Source organism: Pseudoduganella ginsengisoli (genome assembly GCF_009720865.1).
In the GTDB taxonomy this organism is placed as follows: Bacteria; Pseudomonadota; Gammaproteobacteria; order Burkholderiales; family Burkholderiaceae_D; genus Rugamonas; species Rugamonas ginsengisoli.
In genome coordinates, this window is the sequence record NZ_WNLA01000001.1 from 926,541 (window position 1) to 938,764 (window position 12,224).

Annotated in this window: 9 protein-coding genes; 1 reads left to right on the forward strand and 8 read right to left on the reverse strand. The window is 59.7% G+C overall.

All coding sequences use genetic code 11. The features are described 5' to 3' along the window. Position 1: 1 nt before the first annotated feature. From GM668_RS04030 to leuS, 8 genes are all read right to left on the reverse strand, one after another. Entirely contained in the window at positions 2-2,149 is a 2,148-nt protein-coding gene (locus GM668_RS04030) for an HDOD domain-containing protein (RefSeq protein ID WP_155437590.1), read from the reverse strand. Between the two features lie 216 nt (positions 2,150-2,365). Then, positions 2,366-3,652, reverse strand: coding sequence for a multidrug effflux MFS transporter (locus GM668_RS04035; protein ID WP_155437591.1), 1,287 nt, complete (start codon positions 3,650-3,652; stop codon positions 2,366-2,368). A 50-nt stretch (positions 3,653-3,702) separates the two neighbouring features. After that, positions 3,703-4,905: a THUMP domain-containing class I SAM-dependent RNA methyltransferase gene (locus tag GM668_RS04040; RefSeq protein WP_371868624.1), complete on the reverse strand. Its 1,203-nt coding sequence runs from the start codon at positions 4,903-4,905 to the stop codon at positions 3,703-3,705. A 61-nt stretch (positions 4,906-4,966) separates the two neighbouring features. After that, positions 4,967-5,392: a CopD family protein gene (locus tag GM668_RS04045; protein WP_155437592.1), complete on the reverse strand. Its 426-nt coding sequence runs from the start codon at positions 5,390-5,392 to the stop codon at positions 4,967-4,969. A gap of 14 nt (positions 5,393-5,406) precedes the next feature. Then, entirely contained in the window at positions 5,407-6,672 is a 1,266-nt protein-coding gene (locus GM668_RS04050) for a glutamate-5-semialdehyde dehydrogenase (protein ID WP_155437593.1), read from the reverse strand. A 16-nt stretch (positions 6,673-6,688) separates the two neighbouring features. After that, a complete protein-coding gene (gene holA, locus GM668_RS04055) occupies positions 6,689-7,705 on the reverse strand; it encodes a DNA polymerase III subunit delta (protein ID WP_155437594.1) in 1,017 nt (338 codons plus the stop codon). Positions 7,706-7,798: 93 nt separating this feature from the next. After that, positions 7,799-8,500, reverse strand: a complete 702-nt coding sequence (locus GM668_RS04060) for an LPS-assembly lipoprotein LptE (protein WP_308506805.1) — start codon at positions 8,498-8,500, stop codon at positions 7,799-7,801. 2 nt (positions 8,501-8,502) lie between these two features. Then, entirely contained in the window at positions 8,503-11,145 is a 2,643-nt protein-coding gene (gene leuS, locus GM668_RS04065) for a leucine--tRNA ligase (protein WP_155437595.1), read from the reverse strand. A 111-nt stretch (positions 11,146-11,256) separates the two neighbouring features. On the opposite strand from leuS, the gene GM668_RS04070 reads away from it, so the two are divergent. After that, entirely contained in the window at positions 11,257-12,003 is a 747-nt protein-coding gene (locus GM668_RS04070) for an AraC family transcriptional regulator (RefSeq protein WP_155437596.1), read from the forward strand. The last annotated feature ends 221 nt before the right edge of the window (positions 12,004-12,224 follow it).

Sequence of the window (12,224 nt, forward strand, 5' to 3'; positions counted from 1 at the left end):
TTTAGACTGAATCCATCGCCCGCGCTTGTACGCTGGCGATTTGGCTGGAGCTGCCGCGGGCCGGCAGCAGGATTTCGAAAGTGGTGCCGGTTTTCCCGCTACGGCATGTAATCATGCCGTTCAACTTCTTGACGAGGCTGTGGACGATCGATAGTCCCAGCCCATGGTGTTTGCCTTCTTTATCGCTGCGTACCGGCGTAAACAAGTTGGCCAGCACATCAGACGGCATACCGGGGCCGTTATCGCTGACCACCAGTTCCAGGTACAGGCGGCGCTCGCGGTTCACATGGCCGCGGTTGGCAATTTCAATCTTGCCGCCGTCGCGCAATGCTTCCACCGAGTTCTTAATCAGGTTGACCAAAATTTGTTTGAGGATGTCCGCATCGCCGTCGATTTCCGCCGGTTCATCCTGCATGCGCACCAGGATTTGCACTGAGGCCGGAACGAATTCCGTCGCGCGGAACAGGCGCAACACGTCATCCACCACCCGCGCCACGTTGGTGACCAGGGTCGAATCGGTCGGCTGCAAGTCAGCCAAACCATTAATGAGCTGTCCCACGCGGTCGATTTCCTCGTTCAGGATCGACATCTCGCCGACCACGGGTTCGCGGCGGGCCAGCTTGGAATCGAGCACGGACAGGTAATTCTTGATGATCGACAGCGGGTTGTTTACTTCATGCACCACGCGGCGCGACGCTTCGCGGTATTCCTCCGCCACGTGCGCAATCTGGCGCCGTGCGTGGCCACGCTCGCTCATGGCGGTTTCCAGCGCCGATGCGGCCTGGTTGCCGAACGCTTGCAGGAAGCGCTCACGCTTCTGGTACGACGGCAGCTGCCAGGCGGCGGCACCGCCAATCAGCACGCCAAGGCAGCGCTGGCCTGCCACCAGCGGCAGGCAAATCAGGCTTTCCGTACCGAGGATGCGGAACAATTGTTCTTCGGGGATCCCCAGCGGAGAGGGTCCCGCACGGGTCAGCAATGCCAGCTTGCGCTGCTGCGCGCTGGTGGCAATGGCGCCGCCTTTAGCCAGTGGAATCGCGAATTCCGCGAGACGCTGCTGGTGTTCACCCGCGGCCACGCCGACCAGCGCCTGGCCCGTCGGGTTCTCCAGCAAGATCACGCACGAACTGAAATCAAACAAAATGCGCGCGGAACGCGTCATGGCTTCCAGCATGCCGGTTTCACCCTGCTGGCGCGCAAACGTCTGGCCCATCTCCTGCACCAGCACCATATTGCGCACTTCTTCGGACAGGCGCTGCTGCACCGGATCGGCAGGCGGCATGTAAGCGGGCGGCGGCACGATATCGTCGGCGCCCGTCAAATCGATGCCGAGGTAATCGGCGGATTTTTCCACCTGGCGCGCGGCATGCTTGACGATGGCATGCAGCGTTTCGTCATCCAGGTTGCACAAGCCTGCGCCCATGGCGACAGCTTCTTCTACATCCGCGTGATTGGCCAGCACGTGCGCCAGGCGCACGATGCGGATCAGCGGATGGGCGGATTCCAGGCGGCTCACGGGCTCATGGTGATAGAGCACGGAGTCGGCCAGGAACGAATCCAGGTTCCACCGTTCGATCAGCCAGGCGCCGGCTTCGGCATGCGTGATTTGCAAAGTGCGCTGCTCGACAGCGCACAAGTCTTCATCGTCGCGCGCCGTGAAGTTAAATGCATACTCCTTTGGCGCAGTAGCCAGCAAGGCCAAACGTCCCACGTTGTGCAGCAAGCCCGCCAGGTAGGCTTCTTCCACGTGCGGGTATTCCAGGTGTTTGGCAATATCGCGCGCAATCACCGCTGTCGTCAGCGAGCTTTTCCAGAACGAGCGCAAATCCGTGCTGCCGGAATGGGGGAAGCTGTTAAAGGTCTGGAATACGGATTCGCTGATGACCAGCGTCTTGATCATGTCCGTGCCCAGCGACACCAGCGATTGTTCCAACCCCACGGCGCGGCCGTTACGGTGATAGGCGGAACTGTTGGCGACAGCCAGGATTTTGCTGGTCATGCCGGCGTCCTTGGCAATCAAGGCTGCCAGCTCCGGCATACCGGCGTCGTCCGCCTGCAAGTGCTCGATCAACTTGATCAATATCTGCGGCATGGCCGGCAGACGGGCAATCAACAAGCGATTGCGGATGTCATTGTCTGATTGATGCATCGTATCAAGCATTTGCCGCTAATTTAGAACGTGGGGGACGTCGACCAAGGTTGCTGCGCACCCAACGGCATCGGTGCTTAGCAAATTACAAAAAGCCATCTGACCACAAATAGTGATGTGTGGCAATATTTTTAGTTGAAAAACCATACTAGCACAAACGAAGCCGGTAACTTATCAGCAACGGGCATTACCCTAAACTATTTTCTAAAGTTGCCGTTATAACTCTCCGTCTGGCTGGCGTAGTAGCATGCTACGGTATTGTCTTGACGTCAACCATAATGCCAATGCTGTCAACGTAAACGTGAGTTGACCGTAGGCCAGCCACAACACCGAGTGCGACAGCGCCGGGGCAATCGCCCCCGCCACGACAGCCGCCAGCAGCGTCGACGTGCAAGACTGGCAAGACGCGGCAGTTCCCCGTAAATGCGGAAATAAGTCCAATCCCAGCAAGGTTGCCGCTGGCGATACCGTCGACATGCCGATCGTGTAAAAAAATAAAGGCGCCACTGTCCAGGGCAAGCCAGGCGGCTGGAACTGGTGGTACAGCACGTTGCACGTGGCGGCCGCCAGCATAAAGGCAAAGCCTATCGCGATCTGGCGCGCAAACGTCACCTTGCCCGCGATACGGTTGGCAAACAGCGCGCCCAGGAAAATGCCGCTCACGGCGGGAATGAACAGCCAGCCAAACTGGTCCGGTCCCAAATGCAGCTGCTGCGGCAGCATGACGGGGGCCGCCGTAATATAAACAAACAAGCCTGCGAAATTCAGCGCCACCACGGTGGCTTTAATGTGGAACAGCGGCGAACCCAGTACCGTGCGGTAGTTGTGCAGCAAATAGCGGGGATTAAATGGCTGGCGCTTGTGCGGCGGCAGCGTTTCCGGCAAGCGCCGCCAGCACACGATGAACAGGGCTATCGTATAGACAAACAGGGTCAGGAAGATTGCCCGCCAGTTCAAGTGCTTGACGATATAGCCGCCAAAGATGGGGGCCAGCGCGGGGGCGATGGAAAAGATCATCGTCACCATCGACAACAGGCGCGCGGCCTGCGCGTCGGAATAGCGGTCGCGGATAATCGCCCGCCCCACGACGACACCGGCGCCGGCCGATACGCCCTGCAGCACGCGGAAGAACCATAAATAGTGGACCGTGGCGGCCGCCGCGCATCCCATGGTGCCAATGGCGAACAGCACCAGCGACACCAGGACCACATTGCGCCGCCCGAATGCATCGGACAGTGCGCCATGCCACAGCACCATACCGGCAAACGCCAGCATGTAGGCCGTTAAACTTTGCTGCACTTCCAGCGGCGACGCGTTCAGGCTGGCCTGGATGTCAGGGAACGCTGGCAGGTAGGCATCGATGGAAAAAGGGCCCAGCATCGACAAGGACGCCAGCACGAAGGCTAATGCGACTCTGGGAAGCGGCTTGTGGTGGCTGGGTGCGGGCGGCGGGACTTTGACGTCATCGCCGGAAGGTGTGCTGGAGGGGGAGTCTGGGAACATCAGGGATTCCTCATTGGGGCCGCCAACACGCGGCCCCTGGTCATACAGCGTTATGCTTTCGGCTTCGCTTCTTCGCGGCGGTTGAAACCGGCCACCATATCAAAGCGGAACAGGCGGCACTCCAGCGCGCCGTTGAAGAATGGCGTCTTGCGCGCTTCCTTCAAACGCAGCAGCTTCGGCAAGCCCAGATCCGCCGTGAACAGGAATGCCGTCCACCCGGCAAAGCGCTGCTTCAGCGTCGTGCCGAAAGCCGAATAGAACGACTTCGCCAATTCATCTTCACCCATCGAACTGTCGCCACGCACGCCGATACGCTCGCCATACGGCGGGTTGGTCAACATGATGCCCGGCGTGCTGGTGGGCGCCTGCACTTGCTGCGCTTCGATCTGCTTCAACGGCACCTCGAACAGGATACCGGCGCTGCGCAAGTTATGGCGCGTCATTGCCACCATGTCGCCGGAAATATCGGAACCAAAAATGGTCGGCTCGGCAGGCAGCGGATTGGGCTTGATCGCGGTTTTCATGTCCATCCACGGCTGCGGATCGAAGTCATGGAATTTCTCGAACGCGAAGCGGCGGCGCGCGCCCGGCGGAATGCCCTGCACCATTTGCGCAGCTTCGCACAGGATGGTGCCGGAACCGCACATCGGATCGAACAGCGGCACGCCCGGCTTCCAGCCCGACACGCGCAACAAGCCGGCGGCCAGGTTTTCACGCAGCGGCGCGTCGCCCGTCTCATCGCGCCAGCCGCGCTTGAACAGTGCTTCGCCGGAGGTGTCCAGGTAAACGATGTACTGGTGCTGGTCCAGGAAGCCGACAATGCGCATGTCCGGTTCGCGCGTATTGACGGAAGGACGGCGGCCATACATGTCACGGAAGCGGTCGCAGATCGCATCCTTGATTTTCAAGGTCGTGAATTCCAGGCTTTTCAGCGGCGACTTCACGGCCGTGATATCCACGCGGATCGTATGGTCGGTACCGAACCACTCTTCCCACGGCTGTTCCAGGGTCAGGTCGTAGATATCGTTTTCATTCTTGTAGCCGCCCGCCGCCATGCGCATCAGCACGCGCGACGCAATGCGCGAATGCAGGTTGACGCGGTACGAATCTTCCAGCGTACCGGAGCAGTGCACACCGCCCGGCACCTGGTTGTGCACTTTCAGCGTGCTGCCAGGCAGTTGGGCGATTTCGCCCAGTTCTTCGGCCAATGCCGCTTCCATGCCGCGCGGGCATGGGCAAAAATAGGAAGCCATAGGGGTACCTTTTATCCGTTAAATTAAAAATCAAAATGGGGCCGAAGCCCCATTGTTTGCATCAGAAGGGCCGCACAATCACCAGTATCACAATGCCAATCAGCAGAAATACCGGCACTTCGTTAAACACGCGGAACCAGGTGTGGCTGCGCTGGTTCTTGCCCATCTCGAATTTCTTCAGCAAGCTGCCGCACGCGTGCGAATAGCCAATGGCCAGCGCGGCCAGCGCCAGTTTCACGTGCAGCCAGAGCGGCATCGCGCCACCGTTGGCGAGGTACCAGTCCCACAGCAACCACGCACCCAGTCCCACAGCCGGAATCGACAGCATCATCATGAAGCGGTACAGCTTGCGCGCCATCAGCAGCAACCGTTCGGTGGCCACGGTTTCTTTTTCCATCGCCAGATTCACGAAAATGCGCGGCAAATAAAACATGCCGGCAAACCAGGAAATCACAAAGACGACGTGAAAAGCTTTTACCCACAACATGAGTTTTGAATCCCTTATTTGCGAACTTCACCGTGGCCGAACACCACGTATTTCAACGACGTCAAGCCTTCCAGGCCAACCGGGCCGCGTGCATGCAGCTTGTCGTTGGAAATGCCGATTTCCGCACCGAGGCCATATTCAAAGCCATCGGCAAAGCGCGTCGATGCATTGACCATGACGGACGACGAATCCACTTCGCGCAGGAAGCGCAGCGCATCCGTATAGTCTTCCGTCACGATGGCTTCCGTATGCTTGGACGACCACGTGTTGATGTGGTCAATCGCTTCATCGAGGCTGCCCACGACTTTCACGGCGAGGATCGCGGCCAGGTATTCGGTGGCCCAATCCTCTTCCGTCGCTTGCGCCAGGTGCGCATAGCCAGCCAGGATCGCATGCGCTTCCGCATCGGCGCGCAATTCCACTTCCTTGGCCGCGTACAGCTTGGCCAGTTCCGGCAACACTTGCGGCGCAATCGCACGGTGCACCAGCAAGGTTTCCATCGTATTGCACGTGCCATAGCGGTGGCATTTCGCATTGAACGCGATATCCAGCGCTTTCTGCATATCGGCCTTGGCATCGATATACACGTGGCAAATGCCATCGAGGTGCTTGATCATCGGCACCGTGGCTTCTTCCATCAGGCGCGCAATCAAACCCTTGCCGCCGCGCGGCACGATCACGTCCACGTATTGCGGCATCGTGATCAGCGCGCCAACGGCAGCGCGGTCCGTCGTATCGACCACTTGCACGCCGTCTTCCGGCAAGCCGGCGCCGGCCAGTCCTTCTTTGACCAATTTCGCCAGCGCGCGGTTGCAGTGGATGGCTTCCGAACCGCCGCGCAGGATCGTCGCGTTACCGCTCTTGATGCACAGGCCGGCCGCGTCCACCGTCACATTCGGACGGGCCTCGTAAATAATGCCGATCACGCCCAGCGGCACACGCATTTGTCCGACCTGGATGCCGGTCGGGCGGAATTTCATGTTCGAGATTTCACCAATCGGGTCCGGCAGCGCAACGATCTGGCGCAAGCCTTCCACCATGGTTTTAATGGCGGAATCCGACAGCGCCAGGCGGTCCAGCATGGCCGGGGCCAGGCCGTTTGCCTTGGCCGCTTCCAGGTCTTGCTGGTTGGCGGCGCGCAATGCGTCCGCTTCGCGTTCGATCGCATCGGCGATCAGCAGCAGCGCGCGGTTGCGCTGCGCGGAATCGGCGCGGGCCATGGCGCGCGATGCGACGCGTGCCTGCTTGCCCACTTGTTCCATGTACTGCTTGATATCCATTTCCATTCCTCAGTCGTCAACCACGTGCAACTCTTAGCGCCAATTGCAGCATCGCGTCCCAGTGGTCGCCCGCATAGGCTTTGGCGCGCAAGCCTTTGATCATCTTGTCGATCTGCGCTGCTTCCTGCATCGCCCCTTCCAGGGTTGCCAAAGAAATACGGCGCAGCGCAGGCTCCATCATGCGCTCCTTCGGCCCCCAGATGCGGTACTCCTTGAGCAGCGCTCCCTGTGGCCGGCCTTGCGCCATGCCTGCCTTTAATTTTAGCAGCGTACGGATTTCCTCGGAGACAGCCCACAAAACCAGCGGCAAAGCTTCGCCTTCGCCCTTGAGCCCTTCGAGCATACGCACCAGCCGCGCGGGATCGCCGGACAGCATGGCTTCGCTGAGTTTGAACACGTCGTAACGCGCCACATTGAGCACGGCATCGTGTACCTGCTCATAAGTGAGCTTGCCAGGTTCATGCAGCAAGCCCAGTTTTTGAATTTCCTGGTGCGCCGCCAGCAAATTGCCTTCCACACGGTCGGCAATGAAATCAATGCTCTGGCGGTCGGCGCCCTGCCCCTGGGCGGCCAGGCGCGAGCCTATCCACCCGGGCAATTGCGCCCGCTCGACATTCGGGATGTCGATATACACGGCAGTCTGCTGCAACGCCGCCACCCAGGCGGCTTTTTGCGTCTGCCAGTCCAGCTTCGGCAACGTGATCAATGTCAGGTTGTCCGGGCTGAGGTCTTTCACGTAATTTTGCAGCGCCGCGCCGCCATCCTTGCCCGGCTTGCCGGACGGGATGCGCAGCTCGATCAGTTTTTTATCGCCAAACAGCGACAGCGCCTGGTTGGCCGCCAGCAGCTCGCCCCATTTGAAGCTGCGCTCGACGGTCAGCACGTCGCGCTCGGAATAGCCCTGTGCACGGGCCGCGCGGCGGATCTTGTCCGCCGCTTCCAGCGCCAGCAAATGCTCGTCGCTGGTGATCACGTACAGGGGCGCCAGAGTTTTCGCGACGTGCGCATCCAGCGCTTCCAGCCTTAATTGCATTGCACTTGCCTCATGATTCCCAAGGCGCCGCTAAATGCGAGCCATAGTCCATCAGCTTCATGCGCATCCAGCGCTTCCAGCCTTAACTGCATGTCACTCCCTTGGCGCCGTCACTGGCACGGCAGGCGCCAGCGACAAAGCCGCCACCGGCTTGATGGCCGCCATGCGGCGCATCATTTGCTGCACCAGGTCCGTCTGCATGTCTTTGTACAGCAGCGCTTCTTCCTGCTCTTTCGCCAGCAATTGCGTTTCATTGAACGTAATCGGGCGGTTCAGCGAGATTTGCGTGGGCGCCAGCAACTCGTTGCCCAGCCGGTCGCGCACACGGAACACAATGTTATATGCGAGTAAGTACTCACGCACACGGCCATTGCTGTTCAGCGACAAGATGGATTTCGTGCGGGTCTTCTCGGGATCGGTCAACACTTCAATCACGCCATCGGCCAGCTTGGGGTCGTTGACGACCTCGGTGCTGCCATTGGCGCGGATGTTGCGTTTCAAGTCGATCGCCAATGGCGACGATTCCGGCAAGCCCACGTACATGGTCGGGAATGGCAGCCGGTAATGGCCGCCATCGCCGCGCAAGTGGAAGCCGCAGGCCGTCAACGAGCCGGCCAGTGCAGCGGCCAGCATGAACTTAGCCACGGCGCGGCGGCCATGCCCCGACGCACGCGCCTCCCCGTCACCCTCGCGCACGCGAGGGTCCATGCTGCGCAGGCCCGCACGCGGCGTATGGATTCCCGCCTGCGCGGGAATGACGAATAATTGGTGGCGGTTGTCGGAAAACTTTGCCATTGTTACACCACGATGTTAACCAGCTTGCCCGGCACCACGATGACCTTCTTCGGCGTGCCTTCGATGAACTTTTGCACGCTTTCTTCCGCCAGCGCCGCAGCTTCGATCGCTGCCTTGTCGGCACTCTTCGGCACTTTGACGGAGCCGCGCAGCTTGCCGTTCACCTGGATCATCATGTCGATTTCCGACTGTTCCAGCGCGGATGCATCGACTTGCGGCCATGGCGCGTTCAGCAAATCGCCGGCGGCTTTGCCGTAGCCCAGTTCTTCCCACAGTACGTGCGTGATGTGCGGTGCGACAGGGTTCAGCAAGCGCAGGAAGACCGCAAAACCTTCAGAGATCACGCTGGACGATTCCGCGGAATCATCGAGCTTGGCCGACTCCAGCGTGTTCAGCATCTTCATGCATGCCGACACCACCGTGTTGTACTGGATGCGCTTCAAGTCGTAATCGGCTTGCTGCAAGATCTTGTGCACTTCGCGGCGCAGGGTTTTCTGCGCGTCCGTGACGGCATTTCCAGCCAGCGTAGCGCCAGCGGCGGCAATCGCGCCTTTCTGTGCATAGCCGAACGCCCACACACGGCGCAGGAAGCGGTTCGCGCCTTCCACGCCGGAGCCGGACCATTCCAGCGTTTGCTCTGGAGGTGATGCAAACATCGTGAACAGGCGGGCCGTGTCGGCGCCGTACTGTTCGATCTGCGCTTGCGGGTCGATACCATTGTTCTTCGACTTCGACATTTTCTCCGTGCCGCCAATTTGCACTGGCTGGCCATCGGCCTTCAGCACGGCGCTTTGCGGACGGCCTTTGTCGTCGGTCGTCAATTCAATGTCGGCCGGGTTGAACCAGGTTTTCTTGCCTGCTTCATCTTCGCGGTAGTACGTCTCGTTCAGCACCATGCCCTGCGTCAGCAGGTTGACGAATGGCTCATCGAATTTCACGAGGCCGAAGTCGCGCATGACCTTGGTCCAGAAGCGCGCGTACAGCAAGTGCATGACGGCGTGTTCGATACCGCCGATATACTGGTCCATCGGCATCCAGTAATCGTTGCGCGCATCGACCATCGTGTCGGCGCCTGGCGACGTATAGCGCATGTAATACCACGACGAATCCACGAACGTATCCATGGTGTCGGTTTCACGGCGCGCTGGCTTGCCGCAGCTTGGGCAATCGCACTTCAGGAAAGCTTCATGCTTGTTCAGCGGGTTGCCCGTGCCATCCGGTACGCAATCTTCCGGCAGCACCACCGGCAAATCTTTTTCCGGCACCGGCACGGAACCGCACGACTCGCAGTGGATCATTGGAATCGGCGTGCCCCAGTAGCGCTGGCGCGAGATACCCCAGTCGCGCAGGCGGAACGTGATTTTCTTTTCGCCCAGGCCCTTCGCCGCAAGGTCGGCCGCAACCGCATCGACTGCGGCAGCGTAATTCAAGCCATCGTATTTGCCGGAGTTGGTGACAATCGATACTTCCTTGTCGCCATACCACTCTTCCCATTTCGCGGTCGAGTATTCAGGTTTGTCAGCGGTCGTGATGACTTGCTTGATTGGCAGGTTGTACTTGTTGGCAAACGCGAAATCGCGCTCGTCGTGCGCCGGCACGCCCATCACGGCGCCGTCGCCATACGTCATCAGCACGTAATTGCCCACCCAAACTTCCACTTGTTCGCCCGTCAGCGGGTGCGTGACGAACAGGCCGGTCGGCATGCCTTTCTTTTCCATCGTCGCCATGTCGGCTTCGATCACGGAACCCATCTTGCATTCAGCGATGAATGCTTGCAGTTCCGGCTTGTCCTTGGCGGCGTGCGCAGCCAGCGGATGCTCGGCCGCCACGGCGCAGAACGTCACGCCCATGATGGTGTCAGGACGCGTGGTGAACACGTACATCTTGCCATCCTGGATCAGCGCGCCGTCGTCGCCGCGGATATCGTGCGTGAACGCAAAGCGCACGCCGGTGGATTTACCGATCCAGTTGGTCTGCATGGTGCGCACGCGCTCCGGCCAGCCTGGCAGCTTGTTGTCCACGTAGTCCAGCAATTCATCCGCGTAGTCCGTGATGCGCACGTAGTACATCGGGATTTCGCGCTTTTCAATCAGCGCGCCGGAACGCCAGCCTTTGCCATCGACGACTTGTTCGTTGGCCAGCACGGTCTGGTCGATCGGGTCCCAGTTCACGGTACCGGTTTTCTTGTAGATGATGCCTTTTTCCAGCATCTTCAGGAACATCCACTGGTTCCACTTGTAGTACTCAGGCTTGCACGCGGTCATTTCACGCGACCAGTCAATGGCCAGGCCCATCATCTCCATTTGCGAACGCATGTGGGCGATGTTGGAGTACGTCCAGTTCGCGGGCGGCACGTTGTTGGCCATTGCCGCGTTTTCCGCCGGCATACCAAACGCGTCCCAGCCCATCGGCATCAGCACGTTGTAGCCATTCATCCGCAAGTAGCGGTACATCACGTCATTGATCGTATAGTTGCGCACGTGGCCCATGTGCAGCTTGCCCGAAGGGTAAGGCAGCATCGAGCAAGCGTAATACTTGCCTTTAGGGAAACGCGGGTCGTTTTCGACTGCCTTGTAGGCATCGATGGCTTTCCAGTGGGCCTGGGCGGCTTTTTCAACGTCGGCGGGACTATATTTATCTTGCATGATGGTTGCGGCCAGTAGGAATATTGGTGGATATTGGTGAATATGAACCTTTCATTATACTGGTTCGCGCACTTTGTTAGCATGTAGCGTCGATGTAGCGTCATATAGCGGATGTACTACGAAGAACTTTCCCCTTCCCCGGCCTTGCGCCCGTATGTGGCTTGCCTGTGGCGCAGCGCGTCTGCAGGCGCTCCGGCAGGGGCTTCGCACCGGGTATTGCCGGACAATTGCATTGATATCCTGTGGCAGGATGCCGGGCGGGCGGCATTTGCGGTGGGCATGATGACGCGGGCCATCCACGTGCCGCTGGGTTTGCCGGTCCGGACTGTGGCGGTGCGCTTTCGGCCGGGTGCGGCGGGGCTGTTTCTTGGCGTGCCGCTGCATGAATTGACGGACCTGGATGTGGCGGTAACGGAATTCCGCGCATTGGGCGACGTCGGGCGTTTGTCGGACCAATTGTGGCTGGATGGCATCGGCGATGCGGGGCGGCTGCGGCTGATCGAGCAGCATTTATTATCCCGATTGCAATACATTGCACCGGCCGGCGCGCTGGTCGGCGCTGCGCTGGCGGCGCTCGACCACAGCGGCGGCGCACTGCGCATCGAGTCATTGGTTGAGCAACTAGGCGTATCGCGCCAGCACCTGGCGGCGCAATTCCGCACCCACGTGGGCTTATCGCCCAAACTGTACGCCCGTATCCAGCGCTTCCGCCGCGCTACCGATCTGCTGAAGCAACCCAGCCCTGCCACCGTCGATTGGGCGCAACTGGCGCTGGATTGCGGCTATTTCGACCAGTCGCACTTAATCAATGACTTCCGCGAGTTTGCGGACTGTACGCCGGAAAGCTTTGGCCGGTAAGGGCAGTCCCCTCTCCTGGCCTGTCGGGCGAACTGTCTGGAAAGCTGCCTGTTTCCATCTGCTTCATACTTTTCCCGTCTGGATTTTTAATCACCAGGCCAATTCCAACCAAAGCAGACAACTTCAGAAGCTACTCCAGACAGTTTGCCAGACAGGTCGTGGGCGCCCCTCCCCTCTGCTCGCCGCTTTCCATTTTTCCAATCATTCCCGCCTGTGCCATG